Source organism: Phenylobacterium sp., from assembly GCF_024508875.1.
Lineage (GTDB): Bacteria > Pseudomonadota > Alphaproteobacteria > Caulobacterales > Caulobacteraceae > Phenylobacterium.
In genome coordinates this window covers 19,729-45,049 of the sequence record NZ_JANINU010000084.1, presented here as the reverse complement: position 1 = coordinate 45,049, position 25,321 = coordinate 19,729, and the positions used below count along the sequence as shown (strand labels likewise).

Here is a 25,321-nt window from a genome sequence, read left to right as displayed (position 1 = left end):
AGATCTTGGACTGATAGCGCTGGCCGTGGTCGCACAGCACGGTGACGATGGTGTGGCCCGGCCCTAGGTCCCTGGCCATGCGGATGGCCCCGGCGACGTTGATGCCGGTGGAGCCGCCCATGACGAGGCCTTCGAACTCCATCAGGTCGAAGATGGCGAGCAGCATCTCCTCATCGGATATGCGGTAGGCATGGTCGATCTTCAGGCCCTCCAGGTTGGCGGTGATCCGGCCTTGGCCGATCCCCTCGCTGATTGAGCCGCCCTCCGACTTGAGTTCCCCGTCGGTGTAGTAGGCGTAGAGCGCTGCGCCGTGCGGGTCGGCCAGGCCGATCTTCACGGCCGGGTTCCGCTCCCGCAGGGCCTGGGCGACGCCGGCCAGGGTGCCTCCCGAGCCGACGGCGCTGATGAAGGCGTCGACCTTGCCGTCGGTCTGCGCCCAGATCTCGGGGCCGGTGCCCTGGACGTGCGCTTCCCGGTTGGCGACGTTGTCGAACTGGTTGGCCCAGACCGCGCCGTTTGGCTCCTTAGCGTCAAGTTCCGCCGCCAAGCGACCGGAATACTTCACGTAGTTCATCTCGTTGGCATACGGGACGGCATCGACCTCGACCAACTCGGCCCCGAAGAGCCGGATGGCGTCCTTCTTCTCCTGACTCTGGGTGCGGGGGATCACGATGGTGCACTTGTAGCCCAGCGCCTTGCCGACCATCGCCAAGCCGATCCCCGTATTGCCCGCGGTGCCCTCCACGATGCGGCCGCCGGGCCGCAGCAGGCCCTTCTGTTCGGCGTCACGGATGATGTAGAGCGCCGCGCGGTCCTTGACGGACTGGCCCGGGTTCATGAACTCGGCCTTGGCGAGGATCTCGCACCCCGTCATCTCGCTGGCGCGGCGCAGCCGCAGCAGCGGCGTATTGCCGATCAGGTCGAGGATGGACGAGGCGACTTGCATGCCAGCCTACTTAGGCAAGCCGGGCGGCGCCGAACAGGGGCAGCTCAAGCTTTGATGAGACTGAGTTGCACCACGTCGGTGCGCGCGGTGCGGAATCCCGCCTCGCAGTAGCTGAGGTAGAAGCGCCACAGCTTGCGGAACCGTTCGTCGAATCCGAGGTGAGTGATCTCGTCCCACGCCGCCTCGAACCGCTTGAGCCATTCGGCGAGCGTATCGGCGTAGTGGGTCCCGAACCGCGAAACCTGGCCCCACGAGAGCCCGGCCTTGTCCGTGACCAGCTTCAGGCGCTCCTCCGACGGCAGCATCCCGCCCGGGAAGATGTACTTCTGGATGAAGTCCGGCGTGCGCTTGTAGTGCTCGAAGTACTCGTCGCGGATCGTGATGACCTGCAGGCCCGCCTGGCCGCCGGGCTTCAGGCTGTCGCGCACCTTGTCGAAGTAGGTGGGCCAATAACGTTCGCCGACCGCCTCGAACATCTCGATGGAGGCGACCCGGTCGAAGCGGCCGTCCACGTCGCGGTAGTCGACGAGTCGGATGTCGGCCTTCTCGTTCAGTCCTTCGCGGAACATCCGCTCCTTGGCGAACCTGAACTGCTCCTCGGAGATGGTGATGGCCGTGACCTTCGCCCCCACGTCCTTGGCCGCGAATTCCGCGAAGCCGCCCCATCCGCAGCCGATCTCCAGCACGTGATGGTCCGGCGCGAGCGCCATGCTCTCGCACAGCGTCCGGTACTTTCGCCTCTGGGCGTCGCCAAGCGTCTCGCCCGGGCGCTCGAAGCGCGCGGCCGAGTAGGTCATCGTCGGGTCGAGCCACCGCGAATAGAACGCGTTGCCCAGGTCGTAGTGGGCATGGATGTTCTTCTTCGAACCTTCCCGGCTGTTGCGGCGACGCAGCGCGTGCTCCAGCAGGTTCAGCGCCGCCATGAACGGCGTGCCGAACGAAACCTTCTCGAACCGGGCGTAGTTCGACGCCAGCACCTCGAGCAGCACGGGCAGGTCGGGGGTGTCCCACTCGCCGGCCATGTAGCCTTCGCCAAATCCGATCGTACCGTTCGAAATCGTGCGCTTGATGAAGTCGTAATCGTGGACGACGAGCCGAGCCTCCAGCCCCGGTTCCACGCCCTCCAGGCGAATCTCGCGCCCGTCCGGCAGGACGAAGGTCATCACACCCCAGCGCCAGTTCCGGATAATCGTCCGGGCCGCTGTACGGAACACCAGCGGCGTTCCAGAAAGGTCCGTCATCGGCGAACCTCCGACCATACTTCCGCCCCCAAAAACCCACGCCGAGGATAACACCGACGGCGGTCCGCGCTATCGGTCGTGGCTCCGATACGGTCAAGATGTCGATCGGGACGCGCCGCGATTGCGCTTGAGATAACTGGCGGCGCAGGCGACTAGAGCCGCCGAACCGCCGTCCGGGGAGCAACAATGGCCGTCCTGACCCTCGATCGCTGGAACCTGTCGATCGGCGACGACCATCCGCTGGTCGTCATTGCGGGCCTCAATGTCTTCGAGGACCTGGACATGGCCCTCGACGTCGGCCGCAAGCTGAAGGCCATCTGTGCGAAGCTAGAGCTGCCGTACGTGTTCAAGGCCAGCTTCGACAAGGCCAACCGCTCATCCATCCGCAGCTACCGCGGGCCGGGCCTCGTGGAGGGGCTGAAGATGCTGGCCGCCGTCAAGGCCGAGCTGGGCGCGCCGATCTGTACCGACCTGCACGAGATCGATCAGGCCGAGCCCGTCGCCGCCGTCGCAGACCTGGTGCAGATCCCGGCGTTCCTGTGCCGCCAGACCGATCTGGTGGTGGCCACCGCGCGGGCCACGGCCGCTGCGGGCGGGCTGCTGCACGTGAAGAAGGGGCAATTCCTGGCGCCCTGGGACACCCGCGCCATCCTCGACAAGATCCGCGAGGCTGCGCCCGGCAAGGACCTGACCATCCTGTGCGAACGCGGCGTGTCCTTCGGCTACAACAACCTCGTGGTGGACATGCTCGGCATCGAACGCATGAAGGAGCTGGGCGCGCCGGTGACCATCGACGCCACGCACGCGGTCCAGCTCCCGGGCGCAGACCCGCGCAGCAACAGCGTCGCCACGGGCGGGCGGCGCGAGGGCGTGCCGGTGATCGCCCGGGCCGCCGTGGCCGCGGGCGCGGACGGGGTGTTCCTGGAGTTCCACGCCGACCCCGACCGGGCCCTTTGTGACGGGCCCAGCGCCCTGCCGCTGACCGCCGCGGAGGGGCTCCTCTCCCAGCTCAAGGCGATCCACGCCGCCGTCCGCGACGCTTGACCGACCCGCCAACGCGCCGCACACGCTAGCCCATGGACCTGGCCGCTCTCCAGCACCTGCTCGGTGACCTTCCCGGCAAGCGCGTCGCCTGCGTCGGCGACCTGATGGTCGACCGCTTCGTCTACGGCGCGGTGAGCCGCATCTCGCCCGAAGCGCCCATTCCCGTCCTGGCCCGGCAACGGGAGCTGAAGATGCTGGGCGGGGCCGGCAACGTCGCGCGCAACATCGCCGCCCTGGGTGGCTCGGTGGCGCTGGTGGGGCTGGTCGGCGGAGACGCCGAGGGGCATGAGGCGTCGCGCCTCGTGGGCGAAGAGGAGCCGGCGATCGAGGGCTACCTCGTGACCGACCCGGACCGCCCGACGACGCTGAAGACGCGCTTCGTCTCGGGTGGTCAGCAGTTGCTTCGCGTCGACCTTGAGGAAAGCCGGCCCGTGACCGGCGACGTCGAGCAACGCCTGATCCGGACCATCAAGGACGCCGCCCGAGGCGCGGGCGTGATCCTGATCTCGGATTACGGCAAGGGCGTCGTCACCGACGCGGTGATCGCGGCTGCCCACGACGTCGCCGCCGAGACCGGCGCGAAGGTGATCGTGGATTCGAAGGCTCGTTCGTTCGCGCGCTATGGCGACATCGACCTGGTGAAGCCGAACGCGGCCGAGCTCGCCTACGCCACGGACATGCCGACCGAGACCGACGCTCAGCTCGAGGCCGCGATCGCGCGCGCGCTCGAACTCTGGTCGACCAAGGGCGTCCTGGTGACCCGGGCCGCGAAGGGGGTTTCGCTGGGACTCCGCGGCGAACCGGTTCGACACTTCCGCACGACGCCCCGCGAGGTGTTCGACGCATCGGGCGCAGGCGATACCGCTCTGGCGGCCCTCGGCCTTTCCATCGCCGCCGGGGCGGGTCTGGATGTCGCTATCGCATTTGCGCAACTCGCATCAGGCGTGGCCGTCGGCAAGGCAGGCACCGCGACGGTCGGCCCCGACGAACTGGTGGAAGCGGTGCTGTCGGCGCACACGGCCTTCGTCGAGGGCAAGGTCGCCACGGTCCAGCGCCTGGCGGAGGAGGTGGCCCGCTGGCGGGCGCAGGGCCTGAAGGTAGGGTTCACCAATGGATGTTTCGACATCCTACACAAGGGCCATGTGGCCTACCTGACACAGGCGCGCACCTGGTGCGACCGGCTGATCGTCGGCGTCAATTCGGACGCGTCGGTGCGCGAGTTGAAGGGCGAAGGCCGCCCGGTGAACGACCTGGAAAGCCGGGCCCTCGTGCTGGCCGGCCTCCGCAGCGTCGATCTCGTGGCGCCCTTCGACGAACTGACGCCGATCCGGTTGATCGAGGCGGCCCGGCCGGACGTCCTGATCAAGGGCGCGGACTACACCGAAGACCAAGTGGTCGGCGGCGACCTCGTGAAGTCATGGGGCGGCGAGGTGAAGCTCGCCGAGATCGTCGACGGCTACTCCACCTCGGCGGCCATCGCGCGGATGACGCGCAAGGAGCAGAGCGCATGACCCGGCGCATCGTCTTCGTCACCGGTGGCGCGGGCTTCATCGGCTCGAACATCGTGGCCCGACTGGCGGAGGACCACGACCTCGACGTCGTGGTCTGCGACCGTCTGCGAGAGGCCGAGCTCGGCAAGTGGCGCAACATCGCCAAGTCCCCGATCGGCGATTTCGTGGCGCCCGAGGGCATGTTCGACTGGCTGGAGAAACGGTGGCGGGACATCGAGCTGGTGGTCCACATGGCCGCCGTCTCGTCCACGACCGAGCCGGACGCCGACAAGATCATCCATTCGAACTTCACGCTGAGCCGCGACCTGTTCCGCTGGTGCGCCGACCGGCAGCGGCGGCTGGTCTATGCGTCCTCCGCCGCGACCTATGGCGCCGGCGAGCACGGGTTCGACGACAACAACGACTACGACGCCCTTGCGGCGCTGCGGCCGCTCAACACCTACGGGTGGTCGAAGGCGCTGTTTGATCTGTTCGCCGTGCGCCAGGCCAATCGCGACTACGCCCCGCCGCAGTGGGTGGGGCTGAAGTTCTTCAACGTCTACGGGCCGAACGAAGAGCACAAGCACGCGATGAAATCCGTCGCCTCGCAGATCTGGCCCAAGGTGCGGGAGGGCCACGCCGTGCAGCTCTTCAAGAGTTACCGCGCCGACGTTCCGGACGGTGGGCAGAAGCGGGACTTCGTCTACGTCCGCGATGCCGCAGACGTCACACGCTGGCTGTTCGAGAACCCGCAGGTAAACGGTGTCTACAACTTGGGTTCGGGCCAGGCGCGGACCTTCGAGGACATGGCCCGGCAGGTTTTCGCGGCGGCGGGCAAGACCGCCCAGATCGAATACACGCCGATGCCGCCGGCCATCCGAGACAAGTACCAGTACTTCACCGAGGCGAAGATGGATCGCCTGGCCGCCGCCGGCTACGACAGACCTATGACATCGCTGGAGGAGGGGATCGGCGACTACGTCGGCCGGTTCCTCAGCCAGCCGGATCCGTACCGCTAGCCATGGGCGACCAGCCGGCTCGTCGACGCACGCGCTGGTGGCTGGTGGGCCTGCTCAGCGCCGCGCTGGTCCTGGCCCTGGGCATCGTGGTCTTCTGGGGTGACCTGGTTTCGACGGCTCTGGACCCGAAGGTGCCGTTCCAGACCTACGAGCCGCCGCCGGGGCCGGACTATTCGCGATCCGCGTCGTGGTACCTGCGCCCCAAGCCCGGCAGCGAACTGCAGGCCGACGTGTTCTTCGTCGCGCCGACGACCTATGACGGCGGCCGCAACTGGAACGCTCGCTTGAACGCGCGCAAGGCCACCCGGCAATTCGAACAGGTGATGGCGCCGAACTACGTCGGCCCCTTTGTCACGGTCGGCCGGATCTTCGCGCCGCGCTATCGCCAGGCCAGCCTCTACAGCCTGACGACCCTGCGGGAAGACGCGCGGGAGGCGCGGCAGTTCGCCTATGGCGATGTGCGCGACGCCTTCCGCTGGTACGTGGACCAGGACAATGGCGGGCGGCCGTTCATCATCGTCGGCGTCGAGCAGGGGGGCACCCTGGCGTCGCGCCTCCTGAAGGAGGAAGTCGCCCGGGATCCCGTCCTGCAGAGCCGCCTTGTCGCCGCCTATCTGATCGACACCGTCGTTCCGGCTGACGCGCCGCCGATCGCCCCCTGTGTGCAGAAGGGGCAGGCCGGATGCCTCGCCGCCTGGGCGCGGGTTTACGAGGGCGACTTCGATGCGGGCAAGCGCCTGCTGGACCGGGCGCTGGTGTGGAACGAGGCGGGCGAGCTCGCCAACCTCGCGCCGCGTCCCGCGCTCTGCTTCAACCCGATCCTCGGCGCCGTCACCGACCAGCCGGCCCCCGCGCGCCTGCACCTGGGAGCCGCCAACGCCACCGGGCTAGAGTGGGGAGCCCGCCCAGCGTTCATGGCCCGGCAGGTTGCGGCCCATTGCGAAGGCGGCGTCCTGGTGGTCAGCCATCCCAAGTCGTCGTCGCTGCAGCCGCGCGGCGACTGGGCGGACCGCCGAAAGGTTCCCGGGTTCAACCTCTTCTATGCCGACCTGGAAGCCGACGCGAAGGCGCGGCTGGCGGCCTGGCTGGCGCGGTGACAAGCTGTTCGCAAGGAAGAGGGAGGACGCCATGACCAACCGCCAGATCGTGCTGGAACGGCTGCCGCAGGGCGAGAAGCTGGCTGCGGAGCACTTTGCCCTGGCGAGCGGCGAGCGCCCGGTCGCCGGCGACGGGGAGGTGCTGCTGAGGACGCGCTACATCTCACTGGATGCGGCGAACCGGGCCTGGATGCAGGGCGCCACCTACCGTTCGGCGCTGAACGCGGGGCAGGTGATGGCCGGCGGCGGCCTCGCGGAGGTGATCGAGTCTCACGTCGAACACCTGAAGCCTGGCGACCTCGTCTTCGCCGACGCGGGCTGGCAGGAATATGCGGCGCTGCCAGGCAAGAACCTCCGGAAGCTCCCGGACCTGAAGCCCGAGACGCATCTGCTCAGCGTCTACGGCGTCGCCGGTCTCACGGCCTATTTCGGCTTGCTGGAGTGCGGGCAGCCCCGGCCTGGAGACACCGTCGTCGTCTCCGCGGCCGCCGGCTCGGTGGGTTCGGTTGTCGGCCAGATCGCCAAGATCAAGGGGTGCCGCGTCGTCGGCATCGCCGGCGGTGAGGCGAAGGGGCGCTGGCTGGTCGACGAACTCGGTTTCGACGCCGCGGTCGACTACAAGTCGCCGGAGTTCAAGAGGCAGCTTCGCGCGGCCGTGCCCGAAGGCATCGACGTCTATTTCGACAACACCGGCGGCGACGTGTTCGAGGCGTGCCTCTTCGCCATGCGAAATCATGGCCGCATCGCCTGCTGCGGCGCGGTCTCGCAGTACGATGGCAGCGCGCCGCCGCATGGGCCGCGCGGCGTGCCGGGCCTGATCGTCACCAAGCGCCTGACCCTGCGCGGCTTCGTGGTGATGGATTTCGCCGACCAGAACGATCGGGCGCTGTCCGACCTGCAGGCCTGGGTCTCGTCCGGCCAGCTCAAGGTGCAGGAAGACATCATCGAGGGGCTGGAAAACCTGCCGGCGGCGCTCATCGGCCTGCTGGCGGGCGAGAACCGCGGCAAGCGGATGGTGCGGATCTAGCGTCCCGGCCAAAGGATCCGCGAGGGCGGTGGCTAGCCGATGTCGAGGTCCGGGCGCACCTCGATCGTCCCGTACTGGCCGACGGGGATGCGGCTGGCGATGGCGACAGCTTCCTCCATGTCAGCCGCCTCGATGAAGATGAAGCCGCCCAGAACCTCCTTCGTCTCGGCGAAAGGGCCGTCGGTGACCATCGGGGCGGGGCGGCCGCGGCGGCGGATCGTGCGCGCGGTCGACGGGCCCTGCAGCGCCGACGCGGCGATGAAATGGCCAAGCCGCTCCAGCTCGGCGTCGTAGGCCAAGGATTCTCGGTCCAGCGCCGCCTGCTCCTCGGCGGTCAGGTGGGCGAGGGCGCCGGGTTCGAGATAGACGAGGCAGAGGTACTTCATCGCGGGATGGTCCCTTGGTGTTGCGCTTACCCCGGACGACGCGCAGCCAACACCCGCGCCGACAAATTCGCCGACAAATTCGCCGACGAATTCTCAGCCGGCGTCACGAAGCGCCAGACCGGCCTTCCAGTCGAACAGTTCCTGCAGCACCTGCAGCGCTTGGCCACGCGCACTGGTGAGCTCGGGGTCGCGCGCAATGACCAGGCGGGCGTCGTCTCCAGCGACCGCGATGAGATCCCGGTGGGCGAACGGATCGGCGAAGACATAGTCGGGCAAGCCGCTCTGCCGTAGGCCCAGGGCGTCCCCGCCGCCGCGCAGCTCCAGGTCCTTCTCGGCGATGAGGAAGCCGTCGTCGGTGCGGCGCAGGATGTCGAGGCGCTGCTGCGCGGTCTCGCTGAGGGGCGGGTCATACAGCAGCACGCAGGCGCTCTCGCGCGCGCCGCGCCCCACCCGCCCCCGGAGCTGGTGGAGTTGCGCGAGGCCGAACCGCTCAGCCTGTTCGATCACCATGATCGTGGCGTTCGGCACGTTCACGCCCACCTCGACGACGGTCGTCGCCACGAGCACCGACAGCCGATTGTCCGCGAAGTCGGCCATGACCGCGTCCTTCTCGGCGCCCGTCATCTTGCCGTGCACGAGGCCCACGCCCGGGTCGATGATCTTGCGGAGCGCAATGGCCCGCATCTCGGCGGCGGCCAGGTCGCTGACCTCGGACTCCGAGACGAGCGGACAGATCCAGAAAGCCTGGGCGCCGGAGGCCACGGCGTCCTTCAGGCGCCCGACGATCTCGTCCAAGCGCGGCATGGGCACGGCGCGCGTGGCCACAGGCGTGCGGCCCGGCGGCTTCTCGTCAATGCGGCTGACGTCCAGGTCGCCGTACATCGTCAGTTCCAGCGTCCGCGGGATGGGGGTGGCCGACATGGCGATCAGGTGGGTCGCCTGGCCTTTCGCCTGCAGCCGCTGTCGCTCGGCGACCCCGAAGCGGTGCTGCTCGTCGATGACCACGAGCTGCAATCCATGGAAGACGACGTCGTCCTGGAACAGCGCGTGGGTGCCGACAGCCACCTGGGCCGCGCCGGAGGCCAGGGCCCGCAGCTTCTCGGCCCGCCCGGCGCCCTTGTCGCGCCCGGTCAGCAGCACCGCCGTGACCCCATGGGCGGCGAGGGGACCGGAGATGGTCTCGAAGTGCTGCCGGGCCAGGATCTCGGTGGGGGCCATCAGGGCCGACTGCGCGCCCGCGTCGGCGACGTCGGCCATCGCGCACATGGCCACGACCGTCTTGCCGGAGCCCACGTCGCCCTGGACCAGCCGGCTCATCCGCTCGCCCGCCCGGAAGTCGTCCCGGATGTCGGCGAGCGCGCGCTCCTGGGCGCCGGTGAAGGCGAACGGCAGGTCGGCCCGCAGTTTCGCCGCGGTCGGCCCGGCGGCGACCTTCGCCCCGGGCTCCCGGCGGCGCTCGGCCTTGCGCTGAGCCATAGCGAGCTGGTGGGCCAGCAGTTCGTCGTAGGCGAGGCGGCGACGATGGCGGCTGAGGGGCGACAGGTCGCCGTCGTTCAGCGGATGGTGCAGGCGGTCGAGCGCTTCGCGCCATGAGGGGAAGCGCTCTCGCGTGAGCCAGGCGGCGTCCTGCCATTCCGGGAGGTCCGGCGTGCGCTGCAGCGCCTCCTCGAGGAAGGCGCGCACCCTCCGCGCCGGCAGCCCCTCGGTCGCCGGATAGACAGCCTCGACCTGGGGAATTTCCCCCGCCTTGTCGGGCGCCTGGATGTAGTCCGGATGGACCATCTGTCGCCCGTAGCGGTCGTCCTCGACCCGCCCCGAGATCACCCGGCGGTGGCCGACCGGATGGCGCTTCTCCAGTTGGTCGCCGTAGGCGCCGAAGAACACCAGGGTCATGAAGCCCGTGTCGTCGCTGACCCGCACGCGCCAGGGCTGGTTGCGGCCCCGCGGACGCTCGTACGCGTCGATCGTCACGTCGAAGGTCATGATCTGGCCGTCCAGGGCCTCGCCGAGCCTGGCGGGAGTCCGAACGATGATCGAGTGCGGCAGCAGCCACACGACGTCGCGCACGATCGGTCCGGCCACGCGCTCCAGCAAAGGCGCAACGCGCGGTCCCACCCCTTTCAGGGATGTGATCGGTGCAAAGAGCGGGAACAGAATCTCCGGCCGCATGCTTCGAGCATACCCGACTGGCGCGTAAGGCCGCGCCGCTCTATATCCGGCCCCTCTCGATGACGACCGACGACGCCCGATTGAAGAAACTGAAGCTGCGCGCCTGGCGGCGGGGCTTCAGGGAAGCGGACCTCATTCTGGGGCCGTTCGCGGACAAGCACGTCTCGACGTTCAGCGACGCCGAGCTGGACTGGTTCGAGGGGCTGCTCGAGCAGCCCGATCAGGATCTCTACAACTGGATCCTCGAGCGTGAAGCCACACCCGCCGAGTTCGAAGGGCCTTTGATGAGCAAGCTCAAGGCCTTCCGCGACGAAGCTTACAAGGGAATTTCGCCGAAGGGCCAAGCGGAAGGTCAGGCCGATGGCTGACGGGGGCCGCCCCGATCCGCGGGCCGTGATGCGCCGCGTGGCCGACGATCCTGGCCGGCTCGACCTCGTCGGCGCGCCCGAGGGCTTCGACGCCCTCGTCATGGCGGACCTCGTCAAAGCCAGGAAAGGGCTGTCGGTCTTCGTCGCCCGGGACGCTGCGCGCCTGTCGGCCTTCGCCGATGCTTTCGCGTTCTTCGCCCAAGGCGTCGAGGTCCTGACGTTCCCCGCCTGGGATTGCCTTCCGTACGACCGGGTCGGGCCCTCGGCCGGAGTGTCGGCCCAGCGCATGGCGACCCTGTCGCGGCTGGCCGCTGGCCTGGACGCCAAGCCGCGGTTGCTGATCACCACGACGCCCGCGCTGCTCCAGCGCGTGCCGCCGATCGCGGCGGTCAAGCGCGCGAGCTATTCGGCGACCGTGGGCAACGTCGTCGAGATCGCCGACCTCGAGGCCTATTTCGCCGTCAACGGCTACAGCCGCGCGTCGACCGTGTCGGAGAAGGGCGAGTTCGCCATTCGCGGCGGCGTGATCGACGTCTTCCCGCCGACGGCCGAGGAGCCGGTGCGCCTCGACCTGTTCGGCGACACGCTGGAGAGCATTAGGGGGTTCGATCCGGAAACCCAGCGCTCCACCCGCCAGCTCAAGGACGTGTCGCTGCTGCCGGTCAGCGAGGCGCTGCTCGACAAGGACGCCGTCAGCCGTTTCCGCACCGGCTACCTGGAGACCTTCGGCGCGCCGGGCGACGATCCGCTCTACGCCACCATCTCGGAAGGCGGCCGCCGGGCCGGGATGGAGCACTACCTGCCGCTCTTCTATCCGGCGCTGGCGACACTCTTCGACTATCTCCCGGCCGACACCGCCATCGCCCTGGACCATCTGGCGCGGGATGCTCGCGACGAGCGGCTGTCGATGGTGGAGGACGCTTATGACGCCCGTTCGAAAACCGAGCGGCGCATCCACTACCATCCCCTGGAGCCGACCCGCCTCTATCTCGACGCCGCAGAGTGGGACGAACAGCTGAAGGTGCGGGCCAATCGCCGGTTCTCCGCCTTCAACGAGGCCGAGGGCGAGGCGGTCATCGACCTGGGCGCAAGGGCCGGGCGCAACTTCGCGGCCGAGCGCAAGCTGGACAGCGTCAACCTGTTCGAGGCGACCGTCGCGCACGCCAACAAGCTGAGCGCCGACGGCAAGCGGGTGTTGTTCGCATCTTGGTCGGACGGCTCCTCCGACCGGCTGATGCACATGCTGGCCGACCACGGCCTGAAGAGCCTGCCGCTGGCCCCTTACTGGGACGCCGCAAAGGCGGCCGACCCGAAGAAGCCACAGCGCGTGGTGCTGCCGCTGGACGCCGGTTTCGAGACCGACGCCCTGGCGGTCATCTCCGAGACCGACATCCTGGGCGACCGGCTGGCGAGGCCGCGCAAGCGCCGGCGCGCGGCCAACTTCCTGGCCGAGGCTTCCGCGCTGACGCCCGGCGATCTGGTCGTCCATATCGACCACGGCATCGCCCGCTATGAGGGGCTGAAGACCCTCGACGTTCAGGGCGCGCCGCACGACACGCTGGAGCTGCAGTACGGCGGCGAGGCCAAGCTGTACCTGCCGGTCGAGAACATCGACCTGCTGACCCGCTACGGCGCCGAGAGCGAGGGCGTGCAGCTCGACCGCCTGGGCGGCGCGGCGTGGCAGGCGCGTAAGGCGCGGGCCAAGGAGCGCCTGCGCGAGATGGCCGACGGCCTGATCCGCATCGCCGCCGAACGGGCCACAAAGCAGACCGACGCGGTCGACCCGCCGCAAGGCCTGTTCGACGAGTTCTGCGCCCGCTTCCCGTACGAGGAGACCGACGACCAGCTCAACGCCATCGGCGACGTGCTGGAGGACCTGGCCGCCGGCCGGCCGATGGACCGGCTGATCTGCGGCGACGTGGGCTTCGGCAAGACCGAGGTGGCGCTGCGGGCGGCCTTCGTCGTCGCCATGAGCGGGCAGCAAGTGGCCATCGTCGCGCCGACGACGCTGCTGGCGCGCCAGCACTTCAAGACGTTCTCCGAACGGTTCGAGGGCTGGCCGGTGCGCGTGCGCCGCCTGTCGCGGCTCGTCCCGGCCAAGGAGGCCTCGGAGACCCGCGATGGGCTCTCCAGCGGCGAGGTCGAGATCGTCGTCGGCACCCACGCGGTCCTGTCCAAGCAGGTCAGCTTCAAGAACCTGGGCCTGGTGATCGTCGACGAGGAGCAGCACTTCGGCGTGAAGCACAAGGAGAAGCTCAAGGAGCTTCGCGCCGATGTGCACATGCTGACACTGACCGCCACGCCGATCCCGCGGACGCTGCAGATGTCGCTGTCGGGCATCCGCGAGATGTCGATCATCGCGACCCCGCCGGTCGACCGCCTGGCGGTGCGCACCTACATCACGCCGTGGGACCCGGTCGTGCTGCGCGAGGCGCTGCTGCGGGAGAAGTATCGCGGCGGGCAGGCCTATTTCGTCGCCCCGCGGATCGGCGACCTGCCGGAACTGGAGCGCTTCCTGCGCGAGCAGGTCCCCGAGGTGAAGTTCGTCGTGGGCCACGGGCAAATGGCGCCGACCCAACTCGAGGAGGTGATGACCGCCTTCTACGACGGGCAGTACGACGTGCTGCTGTCGACGACGATCGTGGAAAGCGGCCTGGATATCCCCACCGCCAACACCATGATCATCCATCGCGCGGACATGTTCGGGCTGGCGCAGATGTACCAGTTGCGGGGCCGGGTGGGGCGCTCGAAGGCCCGCGCCTATGCCTACCTGACCACCCCGGCGCAGAAGCAGATCACACTGTCGGCGGAGAAGCGCCTGAAGGTGCTGCAGTCGCTTGACAGCCTGGGGGCCGGCTTCCAGCTCGCCAGCCACGACCTGGACCAGCGCGGCGGCGGCAACCTGCTGGGCGAGGAGCAGTCCGGCCACATCAGGGAGATCGGGGTCGAGCTCTACCAGCAGATGCTGGAGGACGCGGTCAACGAGCTGAAGGCCCACGCCGGCGCCGCCGAGGCCGCCGACCGGGGCTGGTCGCCGCAGATCAACACGGGCGCCGCAGTGCTGATTCCGGACGAGTACGTTCCGGACCTGAACGTGCGCCTGGCGCTCTACCGCCGGATCTCGGACGCGGAGAAGGCGCAGGATCGCGAAGCCCTGGCCGCCGAGCTGATCGACCGGTTCGGCCCGCTGCCGCCCGAGGCGGACCAACTGCTCAAGGTGGTCGCCATCAAGGGCCTGTGCCGCGAGGCCAACGTTTCGAAGATCGACGTCGGGCCTAAGGGCGCTGTCGTCACGTTCCGCAACGACGACTTCCGGAACCCGATGGGCTTGGTTCAGTTCGTCGCCAAGAACTCGGTCGCCTGGAAGGTCCGGCCCGACAACAAGGTGGTGGTCAAAGGCGAATGGGAGACCCCCAAGCAGCGCCTGGACGCCGCCGAGAAGGTGCTGGCCGAACTGGCGAAGCTGGCCAGGCAGGCTTAGCGATTTTGGAAGGGATCGGGCGCAGCTTGCCCGCAACCCGAGGAGATACCCTATGCGTCACGTCGTGCTGGCCTTCACCGCTGCGGCGGCTCTGAGCGCCGCGGCGGCGCCCGCCTTCGCCCAGGCGCCGGCGGGCGACACCAGCGACACCCGCTGCCTCATGGTCCTGCAGATGATCGGCCGCGATCCGGCCCAACGCGATCAGGCCGTGCGCGGGGTGTTCTTCTATGTCGGCAAGCTCAGCGCCCGCGGCTCCATCGGTCGGATCGAGCCGATCATGGCGGCGGAAGCCAAGAAGATGAACTCGCCCCAGATCCTTCAGACCGAACTGACCCGCTGCAGTGGCGAACTCAATGCCCGCAGCGGCGAGCTGCAGGCGGCGAACCAGAAACTGGCGAAAGACCTGGGGCCGCCCCCGGCCGCGCCGGCCGCGAAGGCCGCGGCGCCGACCAAGAAGTAGCTTCGGTCAGGCCGAAGCGCCCGCGCGTCTGGCCTCGTCGATCATCCGGCGAGCGCGGATCCACCACTCCAGCCGTTGGGCCGACACTAGGCCCACCGCGAGCAGCAGGAAGCTGTCCGTGGCCTCGGCGGCCGTAACGTGCAGGACCGATGTCTCCCCGGAGATGGCGCCGCGCAGCAGGTAGCGCAGCCCAAAGATGCCGAGGATCAGCAGCATGCCGAACGGCGAGACCTTGCTGGTCACCACGTGCGTCGCCGGGTCGACGGTGAAGGTGCTAGCCCGTCCGCGCCACCAGCCGAGCAGGGCGCCGAGGGCCACCGCGGCCATGTCGAGGGCCAGCCCGAACGGGCCGGGCGGCGGGTTGTGGCTGAAGGCCAGGACCGCCATCACCATGATGATCGTCGGCGAGATCCAGAGACGTTCGATCTTCAGCGTTCGCGCCCGGGCGTTCCGGACGATCACCACGCCGAGGATGATGAGAGGGACCAGATAGGTCCAGTAGCCGGCGTCCTGCGGAACCTGGGGCATCAACTTGCCTTGAGCGTATGGGCCATCGCGGCCGCCTGCTCCAAGGCGTAACCCACACTTTCAGGTGACGCCACCTCGGCGACGCCCAGGTCGAACTCGACCACGAAAGGCGTTGCGCCCTGGCCCGCCTCGAAGGCGGTGCAGCCGATGACGGCGGCGATCCGCTCGCCGGCGGCGCGGGCGGCGTGCAGCGGCGTGGCCGGGAGGGCGAGGGCGAACACCTCAGGCGCGAGGCGGGCGGCCGTGTCCTCGACCCGCACGAGGCGGCCGATCATCGAGCCGATCTGCGGCACGGCCCGCGCGACCCAGCCGCCGGCCCGCGGCGCCTTGAGATCCGGCTTCTCCGACACCTTCAGCATGCACACGCTGAGCGGACGGTTGCGCTCGCGCGAGCTGCGCGCGAGCCGCATCAGGTGGGCGGCGAAGAGGTCGCGGGTGAAGAGGCCGGTGGCTGCGTCCATGAGGCCGGAGCCACGAGCCTGCTCCAGCGCGCTCCGGACCGCCTTCTGGCGACGGAACGCCCGGGCGAGCTCGACGACGCGAAGTGCGGTCTCGGTCTCGGGCGTCTCGGGCGACGCGACGTCGGAGATGCCGCGGTGATAGGCCTCGGCCGCGGTGACAGCCGATTCCGCCCGCATGTAGAGCAGGGCGGGCGTGTGGTAGAGTCGCGTGTTGCGCCGCAACCCGGCAGCGATCGACAGCGCCTCGTGCGGATTGTCGCCGGCCCAAAGAACGACCGCGTCGAACGGCCGCTCGTGCAGATAGTCGAAGGCGGTGAAGGCGGTGAACGCGCCGACCACCTCGGCTCCGTTCCGCTGCAGGGCGTTGGAAAGCGCCAGGAACTGAGGGGCAGGCTCGCCGATGGCCAGGACCCGGAACGGGCTGGGGTCGAGCTCCGGCTCATCCAAAATGTGCCCGCGCTCGGCGAACGTCTCGACCCGGACCTCGAACTCCTCCTCGGCCACGGCCGTGCGGACGAGGCTTTCCAGGCGCATGGCCGCCTGGGCGGGGTGCAGCGGCGCGGCCAGGGTCAGGTCGTAGCCGTGGTCCTTCTGGAACGGATCGGGCGCGCCCATCGCCATGATAGGCAGGCGGCGGGGCGCGCAGGCGGCGCGCAGGCGGTCCGCGAGTCCGGCAGCGCTTTCGTCCGCGCCCGCCAGATCGACGATCGCCGCCTGGATGTGAAGGTCGGAGAGCGCGACGGCGGCCGCGGCTTCGCTACGCGCCGTGACCGTGCGCCAGCCCAGCCGATCCAGTCCCTCGGCCAGGGGACCGGCCGTGGAATCGTCGCGAGCGACAATCAGTACTCGCGCCTGGATCCCTGCCGCCATATCCCAATCCCATCGCGCCCTGTTCTGTCCTAAGCACGGAATCAGACAAGGCCGGAAGAGTTGTCCCATAACCGCGCGCAGGTTGCGGAAGGGTTTCATTGTCGCAGGAGGGTTGGGCTTGGCTGTGGATCTGAAGGGAAAAGTGGCTTTGGTGACGGGCGCCAGCGGAGGGCTGGGCGAACATTTCGCCCGTCTGCTGACGGCGAACGGCGCCGCGGTCGCCGTGACGGCGCGGCGGGTCGAGAAGATCCAGGCGCTCGCCGACGACCTGAACGCCCACGGCGGCAACGCCATCGCCCTAGCCCTCGACGTGGCCGACGCCCACGCCATCGCACCGGCCATGGACAAGGTCGTGGCCGAGTTGGGCGGTCTGGATATCCTCGTCAACAACGCCGGGATCGGCGGCGAAGGGCTCGCCTTGGACATCTCGATCGAGGATTTCGACCAGACCTTCGCGGTCAATGTGCGCGGCCTGTTCTTCGCGGCGCGCGAGGCGGCCCGCCGGATGATCGCCGCTGGCGTCGAGGGGCGGATCGTCAACATCGCCTCGATCGCCAGCCACACTGTCCTGCCCGGCCTTTCCGCCTATTGCGGCTCGAAGGCGGCGGTGGCGATGCTGACCAAGAGCCTGGCCCGTGAATGGGCGCGAAAGGGGATCGCGGTCAACGCGCTGGCGCCCGGCTATATCGAGACGGCCATCAACGATGCGTGGTGGCCCACCGAAGGAGGGCAGAAGCAACTCAAGGGCTTTCCCCGCCGCCGCCTGATGGACGCGACGGACCTGGACGAGGCCTTCCTGCTGATGGCCGGGCCCGCGGCGCGGGCGATGACCGGCAGCCTGATCACGGTGGACGACGGCCAGTCGCTGCCCGGCGGGGGCTGACGGCTTGGCTGACCGAAGGGCAAGCCGCTTAGATCGCCGCCGCCAAAGGGAGGAACACCATGCGCCAAGGTCCGCTGACCGGCCTCAAAGTCGTTGAATTCGCGGGCATCGGTCCCGGCCCGTTCTGCGGCATGTTGCTTTCGGACCTGGGCGCCGACGTGGTGCGGATCGACCGCAAGGGGCAGGGCAGGGGCGCACCTTCGGACATCACGTCCCGCGGCCGCCGTTCCGTGGCGCTGGACCTGAAGAAGCCCGAAGCGGTCGAGACCTGCCTGAAGCTGATGGAGACGGCCGACGCGATCATCGAGGGCTTTCGGCCGGGCGTGATGGAGCGCCTGGGCCTCGGCCCCGACGTGGTGCTGAAGCGCAATCCGAAGCTGGTGTTTGGTCGCATGACCGGCTGGGGTCAGACCGGCCCCTATGCCATGGCCGCCGGCCACGACATGAACTACATCGCCATCACCGGCGCGCTGCACGCCATCGGCACCGAGGACAAGCCGGTTCCGCCGCTCAACCTGGTGGGCGATTTCGGCGGCGGGGCGCTCTACCTGGCCTTTGGCCTGCTGGCGGGCGTGATCCAGGCGCGGGAGACCGGCAAGGGGCAGGTCATCGACTGCGCCATGAGCGACGGCGCTGCCTCGCTGATGGCGATGTTCTACGGCTTCAAGGCCGGCGGCATGTGGAAGGAAGCCCGGCGTTCGAACATGCTCGACGGCGGCGCCCACTTCTACGACACCTACCAGTGCAGCGACGGCAAGTGGGTCTCGATCGGCTCGATCGAGCCGCAGTTCTACGCACTGCTGCTCGAGAAGACGGGCATCGACGACCCCGAGTTCCAGAAGCAACATGATCGGTCGGCCTGGCCGGGCCTGCGCGAGAAACTCGCCCACGTGATCGCTCGGAAGACTCGCGATGAGTGGACCGCGATCATGGGCGGAACCGACGTCTGCTTCGCCCCGGTGCTCGACCTCGACGAGGCGCCGAAGCATCCGCACAACCTAGCCCGCGAGACCTTCGTCGAGCTTGGCGGGGTGGTCCAGCCCGCCCCGGCGCCGCGCTTCTCGGTCACGCCGGGCAAGATCCAGGGGCCGCCGCCCGCCATCGGCGCCCACGACCGCGAAGCCCTGAGCGACTGGGGTTTTTCCGACGGCGAGATCGACGCGCTGAAGGCCGCCGGCGCCCTGGCCTAAGCTCAGCCGTAACAGACACTTACCTGAAGGCGCCGTTCAGGCGCCGTTCAGCCCCCGGGTCGCAGATTGGCCCCCGGATCGGTCGTCGCGCTCTCCCGTCCCTCGAAGCGGCGCCCGGCCCGGATGGAAAGACACGCCCATCGGCGGCGCGCCACCTACTAACCCGGGTGGCGCGCCGTTACGATTTGGGCCAAGGCTTGGCGCTTCCCGAGTCGATCCGATCCCTGCGCGCATGACCTTCCTCGAACTGATGCGCCGCTTCCGCGAGCGGGACTGGGATCCCGTCCACGGGTTGCGGCTCGGCCTGACGGTGCTGGGGAAGGCGCTCTCCCGCCTCTGGGGTCGGGATGTGATGCTCTACAACGGCGGCGTTTCGTTCTTCGTCATGCTCGCCATCTTCCCCGCGCTCGCGATCGTCATGGGCCTCTACAGCCTCCTGTCCGACCCGGCGCAGGTGGCCGCCCAGGGTGAGGCGCTATCCACCCTGATGCCGGACGCCGCGCGCCTCATCTTCCAGAGCGAGTTGGTCCGCCTGTCGCGCGCACCGCCCGAGACGGTCTCCGTCCAGAGCGCGGTCGCCCTGATCGTCGGCGGCTATGCTTCCCACCGCGGCTTCAAGGCCCTGCTGGCGGGGCTGTCGTTCATTCACGACGAGGACAAGCCGCGGGGGTTCGTGGGCTTCAACCTGCTGGCGCTGGCGGTGCTGATCGCCGCGCTGGCGGCGCTGGCCGTCCTGTCCATGGTGTTCTTCGGCTTCCGGATCCTGGGCGAGACCTTCGACCTGCGCCCGCTGCGCGGGGTGCCCTGGCTCTACAGCGAGTGGACCTGGGCCAGCGCCGGGATGACGATGGGTATGGCGCTGATCTACCGCTGGGCGATGTCGCGCGAGCCCGTGGAGTGGCGCGCCTCGCTCCTCGGGGGCGCCGCCGCCGCGGCGCTCTGCATTTTCGCGTCCTGGGCGCTGGGCTACTACGTCGAGGACATCGCCGCCCTGGGCGTCACCTACGGGTCGGTCGCGACCGTGGTGATCTTCCTGATCTGGTTGAGCTGGAACGTGAACGCGGTCTTCTTCGGCGGGGCGCTGGCGACCGAGATCGAGATCGCCGTCCACCGGCGGCGTGTGCCGTTGGCGTCGGAACTCGGCGGCCTGCGAGGCTAGCCCTTCGCGACGAGGAAGGTGAGGGCGCCTTGGCTTTCGCCCTGTTCGAGGACGCGCGCGCCGGCCTGCGCGGCGAAATGCGGCACGTCGATGCGGGCGAGGGGATCGTCCGCCAGGAGTCGAACGTGGGCCCCGGCTGGCGCGCTTTCGAGCGCGCGGCGCAGGCGCAGGGTCGGCACGGGGCAGCGATGCCCCCGGGCGTCGACCAGGATCTCGTCGGAACTCATCGGCTGCGCATACACCAGCCGCGAGGGCCGGCACAGGTTCGCCGCACGCGAAACGGGCGGCCGCCAGGGCCGCCCGCCGCAAGTCGTCTTCGAGCGCGCGCCTATCGCGCCAGGTGCAGGGCCGCGATCTGGCCGGCGATGCTCTGGAACACGGTCGTGAGCGTCTTGGAGTCGGTCACGTTGTAGTAGTGGTCGCGGTCGGTGGCGCAGGCTTGCAGCAGCGAGCTGGAGCCGTCCTGGACGCGGATGGTGTACACCTCGATGTCCTTCGCCTTCATGTTGGTGCAGATCAGGCTGAGGCGGTAATCGAGGGCGGCGGTCCGTGTCTCGTCGGTCGCGCCCTGGAGCAGCGGCTGGCCGTTCGACTTGATGACCCGCCCCTGCCAGATGTAGCCCGTCGCGGCGTAGGTGCCATCGTTGGGCGTGTCGCGCTGGGAGATGGTGTTCTCACCGTCCGTCATGAGCACGAGGATTTTCTGGTGTTTGGGCGTGTTGTAGGCGACGCCGTCCGCGAACGGGCCGTTGGGGGACAGGGTGTTCCAGCCCCAGGCCATGCCGATCGGGATGTTGGTGTTGCCGTCGGCGACTAGGCCGTCGATGTCGCTGCGGATGGCGGAGAAATCGGTCGACAGCCGGCGCATCTTGGACAAGGCGCAACCCCGGTTGGGACCGAAGGTGTTGCTCAGCGTGCCATTCTTCTTTCCACCGTACTTCGTGATCGAGCCCTGACGCACGCGCCAATTGGTGCTCGACGTGCCGTCAGCCACATAGTCGTTCTGGAAGTCCTGCCCATAGCCGCTGGTCTTGCTGTCGGGTTCGTCGACGGCGAAGAACGGCGTGTAGAGGGTGGCGGGCGTGCCGGTGCTCGGCGCCGTGTCCTGCACGTCGTAGGGGGCCTTGCGCATCTCCATGCAGCCGCCCCAGGACGTTCCCGCCGTGGTGAAGAGCGTGAAGCGGTTTGCGTGCTGGGTGCCCGACGAGGTGGTGAAGATCTCGTCGTTGATGGGCGACACGCCATTCTGGTCCATCCAGGTGGCGTTGCGGTAGGTCGCGCTGTCGACCCGCACGGTGCTGGAGAAGGGCACCAGAGAAATCTTCACGGAGTCTGGCTCGACGCTCTTCTTTGCAGCGTCTTCCATCTTGGTCACGAAATCCTTGGCGGCCTTCTTCATGTCCGAGAGCTTTGTCCCCTCGGTCATCGAGCCCGTGGTGTCGAGGACGAGCGCGACCTCGACCTTCACGCTTGCTCGGACGACCTCGCTGGTGGCTTCGAGGCTCATCGTCCCGTTGCTGAGCAGGCCGGCGATGAAGGGCCGTACCGTGACATTCGCGGAAGCAAGGACGTTGCCGTTGTCACCGAAGCGGAACGAGGTCGCCGCCAGGTTGAAACTCGAGTCCAGCGCCAGATTCTGCTGGAGGAAGCGGTCGCCCGCGACCTTGAGGTCCGCGTCGGTTGTGGCGTTAGACCGGGCGGCCGCGAGCGCCGCGGAGTCCAGCGCGTCCTGCAACTGCGACTTTGCGCTTGTGGCGCGCGCCAGGTCCACGGCCCCGAGGCCGGCGACGCAGATCGGCGCCATGGCCAGGGCGGCCACGATGGCGACGTTGCCGCGGTCGTCCAGGGAGCGCACGAGGCGGCCGAATTCGGCGAAGCGTGACCTGCGCATGATCTATCCTAAGAGCCGTTGTTATTGGTCTTCGGGATATCGCAGGGACGGCTAATCGGTCCTTATTCCGAACCGTTAAGTTCTGTTCACCGTGATTTGCAACCGGCTGTTGGTGCAACCGCGCCAGACTATCGTCATGTTCCGGATGACTGCGCACATCGCCCGCGTCAGGGCCTTCTGCGACGACGCGCGGGGCGCCACGGCGGTCGAGTTCGCCTTGATCGCGCCTGTGCTCTTCTTCTCGCTGCTGTCGCTCCTCGAGATCGGCATGCTGACCATGGTGAGCACCAACCTCGACGCCGCGGTCGTCGAGGCCGCGCGCAAGATCCGGACGGGGCAGTCGGACGGCGCGGCCTCGGCGTCCTCGTTCGAGGATCAGGTCTGTGGCGTGATGGGCGGATCGCTCAGCGACTGCCGCGACCGGCTGATCGTCAGCGTGCAGAAGTACTCCGCCTTCGCCAACGCCAACGCGGCCGCGGCGGCTCAGCCGTCGGGGCAGTTCGACAAGGGCGGTCAGAACGACATCATCCTCGTGAAGGCCAACTACAACTGGCCGCTGATCACGCCCTTCCTGCTGAGCGCCTATCCCCGCAACGGCATGCAGGTGACGCTGTCGTCGCGCTTCGCTTTCAAGAACGAGCCCTTCGAATGACCGGTCTCATGCATCGCATCATCACGGATCGGAAGGGGGGGGCGGCCATCGAGTTCGCCCTCGTCTTCCCCGTGATCTTCCTGTTCTACATGGCGGCCGCCGACGGCTTTCAGGCCTATCTCGCCCAGCGCAACGTCGCCCACCTCGCCGCCACCATGGCCGACATCACCTCGCGCAACCGAACCGTCAGCACCGCCGAGCTCAACGACACCCTGGGGGCGGGGGTCTCCATGATGTATCCGCTGCCGACCTTGCAGCTCCAGCAGCGGATATCGAGCATCAGCGCCGACGCCAACGGCGCCATCGCCACCGATTGGACGGTCAAGAAGGACTACACGCCGACCGAGGCGCCTTCGGTCCCGGTCGGCTATCTTCGCGCCAGCGAGAGCGTCATCGTCACCGACGTGATCTATGACTACAAACCGACGTTCGCGTTCTTCCTGCCCAAGACGATCCGGATGACGCGGCACGCCTACTCGCGCCCCCGCCTTTCAGCGAAGGTCGAGAAGGTCACCTGACCCTGTGGAGCCGGCGCGCGTCGCCTGCTAGAAGCCCCGCTCCGGACAGGTGGCCGAGTGGTTTAAGGCAGCGGTCTTGAAATGCGCTGTGGAGCCAAAATCAGGGGCTACCAGCGGCAACCACCACCAACGCGCACAGAAGATTTCCCCTCGGGATATTCCACCACGGGCTATCAGGGGATATCTTTAAGCCTCTGCTTTCTGTGACCTGAGCGTGACCCGAAGGCGCTCTAGGTCACAGAAAGCGGGAACGGCAACGCTTGGCGGCGGAACACATGGCAGCGACACACTTGACCGCGCGTTTTTGCGCGGCGGCGAAACCAAAGGCGGGGGCGGATGGTCGCCCGACGCAAACGGCCTTTCCCGACGACGACCCTATCGGCCTGGAGCTGCGGGTTTCCGCAGAGGGCCGCAAGGTCTGGACCTTCCGTTATCGGACCCTGGAGGGGCGCCAGCGCCGTCTAACCCTTGGAGTGTTCGCGCCTGGAGAGGATGACGGCCCCGGATCGGATCTAGACGGGGAAGCCCGGCCGCTGACGCTTAGGGCGGCGCGGCGCAAGGCCCGCCAGTCTCGGGCGGTGGTCGAGGACGGCGGAGACCCGGCCGCCGAGCGTCGGAAGGCTAAGGAAGCTGCTCGGGCGCAAACCCTTCGCACGTTCGACGATCTGGCGGACGCCTACTTGCAATCATGCGAAATCGGAGAGTGGAAGCCCAAGGGCCGGCGCAAGCGCGAACGCACGATCAGCGATGAGCGCAAGATACTGACGCGGTACGTCCGGCCGGTCATCGGCGCGCTAGCGGTCGAGGAGATCACGCGCGCGACGCTCAAGCGCCTGTTGCGGGGCATGGTGTCCAGGGGGATCGGCGCCCAAACCAATCGGACACACGCTGTCGTGCGTCAGGTGTTCTCGTGGGCCATATCCGAAGAGCGGACGTCCGCCAATCCGGCCGCCGGCCTCGCGCCCATGGCGGCTGAAAGCCCCCGCGCCCGCGTCCTGTCGAATGACGAGCTGAAAGCCCTTTGGGCGGTGGTGGTCGCTCCAGGCGGGCGGGTAGTCGATGAGGAAGGCTCCGAACCGCGCCCCCTCTATCTGTCACGCCCGGTGGCAATCGCGCTCCAGCTATCGGCGCTCTTGCTCCAGCGCCGCAACGAAGTCGCGGGGATGATGCGGAGCGAACTGGACGTAGATAACGGTGCTTGGCTCATTCCCGCCGAGCGCATGAAGGGCGGTCGCCCGCATTTGGTCCCGCTTCCGCCTCGCGCCGTCGAACTGATCCGCGAGGCTTTGACCCTCGCGGACCTCGGGAGAGACAACCCGTCCCCGGCCGTGTTTCCCGGCCGCCGCGACCCTAGGAAGGGGATGCGGCCTGACGCCCTGTCGCACGCGTTCGCCGACGTGGCGAAGGCCTGCGGAATTGAGGGGGCGACCCTTCACGATCTGCGGCGGACGGGCGCCAGCGCAATGGCGAGTGAGCGCGTCGGTATCACCCCCTTTGTTGTGAGCCGGGTTTTAGGTCACACGGCGGACACCGGCGGGGCTGCGGCGGTCACCCTCCGCCACTACGCTTTGCACGACTACGCCCCCGAGAAGCGGCGGGCGCTGGAGGCTTGGGAGGCCTTGTTGCTGGAGATCGTCGGGGAGCGTGTTCGCGCTCCGAATGTCCGGGTTATCGCGGGGGGCCGCCAATGATCCAGCTTGCCCAAAACGTGGACGACACCGACCTTGAAGCCCGCGCCAATGCCGCATTTGAGGCGGGAGACTGGGGGCAAGCTCTATCGGTGGTTTGCGCTCGCATCGCCAATCGCGCGCTAGCAACCTTCAAAGAGGCGGGTGTGCGCTTCAAGTTCGGATCGCAAATCACCGACCTCCCCACGGCGGTTGTTCTAGGGCAGATGGGCGACGCTGCCAGACGCGAGGCAGAGGCGCGAGCCGATACAGCGGAAAGGGAGCGCCTCAAAGCCGCCGCCGACGTGCTGGACGCGGTAGGTATGTTGTACATGAGGCTTTCGGAGAAGCCGCCGGAAGGCGACGTGTCGCCGAATGATGGCGCGTCACGCCTGGCGGAGCTGATCTTGCTCGGCGGCCTTGTGGCGCAAACCGACGTACTGCTAGCCGGTCACGTTGACGGGATTTGGCAGGACGCCATGAAGCGCCGAACCCAGCGCGAAGGGCGCCGCGCCTCTGCGGCGAACACCGCGAAGGTACGGACTGAGCGTTGGCAACCGGCCGCCCTGGAAAAAGCGAAGCGGGCGTGTGCGCAGCGGCCAAGCATCAAATCGAACGATCTGGCGACGCTCATATGGGAGGACGCGACGATAGACACCCCCTCCTATGAGAGGGTTCTTTCCTTCGTCCGGGAAAAGCGTAAAGCGGGGAGGCTCCCCCCCAAAAGGCCGGCACAACAGAAAGTGTGAGTTCGCAACCGAACCACCAGATTTA

The 25,321-nt window shown here is 68.2% G+C and carries 23 protein-coding genes; 15 read left to right on the top strand and 8 right to left on the bottom strand.

All coding sequences use genetic code 11. From position 1 onward, the window contains the following. Both Q0L11_RS07915 and Q0L11_RS07910 read right to left on the bottom strand, forming a co-directional pair. On the bottom strand, positions 1-946 hold a 946-nt coding region (locus Q0L11_RS07915), incomplete at its 3' end, for a cysteine synthase A (protein ID WP_296596508.1). A gap of 44 nt (positions 947-990) precedes the next feature. Then, positions 991-2,187 (bottom strand): cyclopropane-fatty-acyl-phospholipid synthase family protein, encoded by a 1,197-nt coding sequence (locus Q0L11_RS07910; protein WP_296596506.1) that lies wholly within the window; start codon positions 2,185-2,187, stop codon positions 991-993. Between the two features lie 186 nt (positions 2,188-2,373). Between Q0L11_RS07910 and kdsA the strand changes: the two genes are divergently transcribed. Genes kdsA through Q0L11_RS07885 form a run of 5 tightly spaced genes read left to right on the top strand, consistent with a single transcriptional unit; the run spans position 2,374 to position 7,864 of the window. Beyond that, a complete protein-coding gene (gene kdsA, locus Q0L11_RS07905) occupies positions 2,374-3,231 on the top strand; it encodes a 3-deoxy-8-phosphooctulonate synthase (protein WP_296596505.1) in 858 nt (285 codons plus the stop codon). A gap of 32 nt (positions 3,232-3,263) precedes the next feature. Then, the gene (gene rfaE2, locus Q0L11_RS07900; RefSeq protein ID WP_296596504.1) at positions 3,264-4,742 is read left to right on the top strand and encodes a D-glycero-beta-D-manno-heptose 1-phosphate adenylyltransferase; all 1,479 of its coding nucleotides are present in this window, start codon (positions 3,264-3,266) and stop codon (positions 4,740-4,742) included. After that, on the top strand, positions 4,739-5,740 hold the full coding sequence (gene rfaD / locus Q0L11_RS07895) for an ADP-glyceromanno-heptose 6-epimerase (RefSeq protein ID WP_296596503.1): 1,002 nt from the start codon (positions 4,739-4,741) through the stop codon (positions 5,738-5,740). The genes rfaE2 and rfaD overlap by 4 nt, the downstream gene beginning before the upstream one ends. A gap of 2 nt (positions 5,741-5,742) precedes the next feature. After that, the gene (locus Q0L11_RS07890) at positions 5,743-6,837 is read left to right on the top strand and encodes a DUF3089 domain-containing protein (RefSeq protein WP_296596502.1); all 1,095 of its coding nucleotides are present in this window, start codon (positions 5,743-5,745) and stop codon (positions 6,835-6,837) included. Between the two features lie 31 nt (positions 6,838-6,868). Beyond that, the gene (locus tag Q0L11_RS07885) at positions 6,869-7,864 is read left to right on the top strand and encodes an NADP-dependent oxidoreductase (protein WP_296596501.1); all 996 of its coding nucleotides are present in this window, start codon (positions 6,869-6,871) and stop codon (positions 7,862-7,864) included. Between the two features lie 32 nt (positions 7,865-7,896). On the opposite strand, the gene Q0L11_RS07880 is transcribed toward Q0L11_RS07885, so the two are convergent. Further along, complete coding sequence (locus Q0L11_RS07880) at positions 7,897-8,250, bottom strand: YciI family protein (RefSeq protein ID WP_296596500.1); 354 nt, start codon at positions 8,248-8,250, stop codon at positions 7,897-7,899. Between the two features lie 93 nt (positions 8,251-8,343). Further along, positions 8,344-10,419 (bottom strand): ATP-dependent DNA helicase RecG, encoded by a 2,076-nt coding sequence (gene recG, locus Q0L11_RS07875; RefSeq protein WP_296596499.1) that lies wholly within the window; start codon positions 10,417-10,419, stop codon positions 8,344-8,346. A 59-nt stretch (positions 10,420-10,478) separates the two neighbouring features. Between recG and Q0L11_RS07870 the strand changes: the two genes are divergently transcribed. From Q0L11_RS07870 to Q0L11_RS07860, 3 genes are read left to right on the top strand one after another with little or no spacing between them, the layout of a single operon-like run. Then, positions 10,479-10,787, top strand: coding sequence for a succinate dehydrogenase assembly factor 2 (locus Q0L11_RS07870; protein ID WP_296596498.1), 309 nt, complete (start codon positions 10,479-10,481; stop codon positions 10,785-10,787). Positions 10,788-10,815: 28 nt separating this feature from the next. Further along, positions 10,816-14,268 (top strand): transcription-repair coupling factor, encoded by a 3,453-nt coding sequence (gene mfd / locus Q0L11_RS07865; RefSeq protein WP_296596509.1) that lies wholly within the window; start codon positions 10,816-10,818, stop codon positions 14,266-14,268. A gap of 52 nt (positions 14,269-14,320) precedes the next feature. Next, positions 14,321-14,728, top strand: coding sequence for a hypothetical protein (locus tag Q0L11_RS07860; RefSeq protein ID WP_296596497.1), 408 nt, complete (start codon positions 14,321-14,323; stop codon positions 14,726-14,728). A 6-nt stretch (positions 14,729-14,734) separates the two neighbouring features. Here the strand turns inward: Q0L11_RS07860 and Q0L11_RS07855 are convergent, their stop codons facing one another. Together Q0L11_RS07855 and Q0L11_RS07850 are read right to left on the bottom strand one after the other, a co-directional pair. Then, positions 14,735-15,256 carry a CcdC protein domain-containing protein gene (locus tag Q0L11_RS07855; protein WP_296596496.1) on the bottom strand — a complete coding sequence of 174 codons (522 nt, stop codon included), beginning with the start codon at positions 15,254-15,256 and terminating at the stop codon, positions 14,735-14,737. Beyond that, entirely contained in the window at positions 15,256-16,587 is a 1,332-nt protein-coding gene (locus Q0L11_RS07850; RefSeq protein WP_296596495.1) for a diguanylate cyclase, read from the bottom strand. The genes Q0L11_RS07855 and Q0L11_RS07850 overlap by 1 nt, the downstream gene beginning before the upstream one ends. 142 nt (positions 16,588-16,729) lie before the next feature. Here Q0L11_RS07850 and Q0L11_RS07845 point away from each other — a divergent pair, with 142 nt between their 5' ends. The 3 genes from Q0L11_RS07845 (at position 16,730) to Q0L11_RS07835 (ending at position 19,819) form a co-directional block, all read left to right on the top strand. Then, on the top strand, positions 16,730-17,470 hold the full coding sequence (locus Q0L11_RS07845) for an SDR family NAD(P)-dependent oxidoreductase (protein ID WP_296596493.1): 741 nt from the start codon (positions 16,730-16,732) through the stop codon (positions 17,468-17,470). Between the two features lie 59 nt (positions 17,471-17,529). Further along, the gene (locus Q0L11_RS07840) at positions 17,530-18,660 is read left to right on the top strand and encodes a CaiB/BaiF CoA-transferase family protein (protein WP_296596492.1); all 1,131 of its coding nucleotides are present in this window, start codon (positions 17,530-17,532) and stop codon (positions 18,658-18,660) included. 232 nt (positions 18,661-18,892) lie between these two features. After that, positions 18,893-19,819 carry a YihY/virulence factor BrkB family protein gene (locus Q0L11_RS07835; protein WP_296596491.1) on the top strand — a complete coding sequence of 309 codons (927 nt, stop codon included), beginning with the start codon at positions 18,893-18,895 and terminating at the stop codon, positions 19,817-19,819. Here Q0L11_RS07835 and Q0L11_RS07830 read toward each other — a convergent pair. After that, entirely contained in the window at positions 19,816-20,046 is a 231-nt protein-coding gene (locus Q0L11_RS07830; protein ID WP_296596490.1) for a sulfurtransferase TusA family protein, read from the bottom strand. The genes Q0L11_RS07835 and Q0L11_RS07830 overlap by 4 nt on opposite strands. A gap of 101 nt (positions 20,047-20,147) precedes the next feature. Further along, entirely contained in the window at positions 20,148-21,710 is a 1,563-nt protein-coding gene (locus tag Q0L11_RS07825) for a VWA domain-containing protein (RefSeq protein WP_296596489.1), read from the bottom strand. Positions 21,711-21,846: 136 nt separating this feature from the next. Between Q0L11_RS07825 and Q0L11_RS07820 the strand changes: the two genes are divergently transcribed. From Q0L11_RS07820 to Q0L11_RS07805, 4 genes are all read left to right on the top strand, one after another. Beyond that, the gene (locus tag Q0L11_RS07820; protein WP_296596488.1) at positions 21,847-22,362 is read left to right on the top strand and encodes a TadE/TadG family type IV pilus assembly protein; all 516 of its coding nucleotides are present in this window, start codon (positions 21,847-21,849) and stop codon (positions 22,360-22,362) included. Continuing rightward, positions 22,359-22,880: a TadE/TadG family type IV pilus assembly protein gene (locus Q0L11_RS07815; protein WP_296596487.1), complete on the top strand. Its 522-nt coding sequence runs from the start codon at positions 22,359-22,361 to the stop codon at positions 22,878-22,880. The genes Q0L11_RS07820 and Q0L11_RS07815 overlap by 4 nt, the downstream gene beginning before the upstream one ends. A gap of 290 nt (positions 22,881-23,170) precedes the next feature. Beyond that, the gene (locus Q0L11_RS07810) at positions 23,171-24,571 is read left to right on the top strand and encodes a site-specific integrase (RefSeq protein WP_296596485.1); all 1,401 of its coding nucleotides are present in this window, start codon (positions 23,171-23,173) and stop codon (positions 24,569-24,571) included. Beyond that, positions 24,568-25,296 carry a hypothetical protein gene (locus Q0L11_RS07805; protein WP_296596484.1) on the top strand — a complete coding sequence of 243 codons (729 nt, stop codon included), beginning with the start codon at positions 24,568-24,570 and terminating at the stop codon, positions 25,294-25,296. Before Q0L11_RS07810 ends, Q0L11_RS07805 begins: the two co-directional genes overlap by 4 nt. The last annotated feature ends 25 nt before the right edge of the window (positions 25,297-25,321 follow it).

What these genes read in the sequence shown, in the direction of transcription:
- recG (WP_296596499.1), bottom strand. Translation starts at nt 10,419, where the DNA reads ATGCGGCCGGAGATTCTGTTCCCGCTCTTTGCACCGATCACATCCCTG.
- kdsA (WP_296596505.1), top strand. Translation starts at nt 2,374, where the DNA reads ATGGCCGTCCTGACCCTCGATCGCTGGAACCTGTCGATCGGCGACGAC.
- rfaE2 (WP_296596504.1), top strand. Translation starts at nt 3,264, where the DNA reads ATGGACCTGGCCGCTCTCCAGCACCTGCTCGGTGACCTTCCCGGCAAG.
- Q0L11_RS07805 (WP_296596484.1), top strand. Translation starts at nt 24,568, where the DNA reads ATGATCCAGCTTGCCCAAAACGTGGACGACACCGACCTTGAAGCCCGC.
- mfd (WP_296596509.1), top strand. Translation starts at nt 10,816, where the DNA reads ATGCGCCGCGTGGCCGACGATCCTGGCCGGCTCGACCTCGTCGGCGCG.
- Q0L11_RS07850 (WP_296596495.1), bottom strand. Translation starts at nt 16,587, where the DNA reads ATGGCGGCAGGGATCCAGGCGCGAGTACTGATTGTCGCTCGCGACGAT.
- Q0L11_RS07830 (WP_296596490.1), bottom strand. Translation starts at nt 20,046, where the DNA reads ATGAGTTCCGACGAGATCCTGGTCGACGCCCGGGGGCATCGCTGCCCC.
- Q0L11_RS07890 (WP_296596502.1), top strand. Translation starts at nt 5,743, where the DNA reads ATGGGCGACCAGCCGGCTCGTCGACGCACGCGCTGGTGGCTGGTGGGC.
- Q0L11_RS07870 (WP_296596498.1), top strand. Translation starts at nt 10,479, where the DNA reads ATGACGACCGACGACGCCCGATTGAAGAAACTGAAGCTGCGCGCCTGG.
- Q0L11_RS07860 (WP_296596497.1), top strand. Translation starts at nt 14,321, where the DNA reads ATGCGTCACGTCGTGCTGGCCTTCACCGCTGCGGCGGCTCTGAGCGCC.
- Q0L11_RS07855 (WP_296596496.1), bottom strand. Translation starts at nt 15,256, where the DNA reads ATGCCCCAGGTTCCGCAGGACGCCGGCTACTGGACCTATCTGGTCCCT.
- rfaD (WP_296596503.1), top strand. Translation starts at nt 4,739, where the DNA reads ATGACCCGGCGCATCGTCTTCGTCACCGGTGGCGCGGGCTTCATCGGC.
- Q0L11_RS07835 (WP_296596491.1), top strand. Translation starts at nt 18,893, where the DNA reads ATGACCTTCCTCGAACTGATGCGCCGCTTCCGCGAGCGGGACTGGGAT.
- Q0L11_RS07885 (WP_296596501.1), top strand. Translation starts at nt 6,869, where the DNA reads ATGACCAACCGCCAGATCGTGCTGGAACGGCTGCCGCAGGGCGAGAAG.
- Q0L11_RS07840 (WP_296596492.1), top strand. Translation starts at nt 17,530, where the DNA reads ATGCGCCAAGGTCCGCTGACCGGCCTCAAAGTCGTTGAATTCGCGGGC.
- Q0L11_RS07820 (WP_296596488.1), top strand. Translation starts at nt 21,847, where the DNA reads ATGTTCCGGATGACTGCGCACATCGCCCGCGTCAGGGCCTTCTGCGAC.
- Q0L11_RS07910 (WP_296596506.1), bottom strand. Translation starts at nt 2,187, where the DNA reads ATGACGGACCTTTCTGGAACGCCGCTGGTGTTCCGTACAGCGGCCCGG.
- Q0L11_RS07815 (WP_296596487.1), top strand. Translation starts at nt 22,359, where the DNA reads ATGACCGGTCTCATGCATCGCATCATCACGGATCGGAAGGGGGGGGCG.
- Q0L11_RS07825 (WP_296596489.1), bottom strand. Translation starts at nt 21,710, where the DNA reads ATGCGCAGGTCACGCTTCGCCGAATTCGGCCGCCTCGTGCGCTCCCTG.
- Q0L11_RS07880 (WP_296596500.1), bottom strand. Translation starts at nt 8,250, where the DNA reads ATGAAGTACCTCTGCCTCGTCTATCTCGAACCCGGCGCCCTCGCCCAC.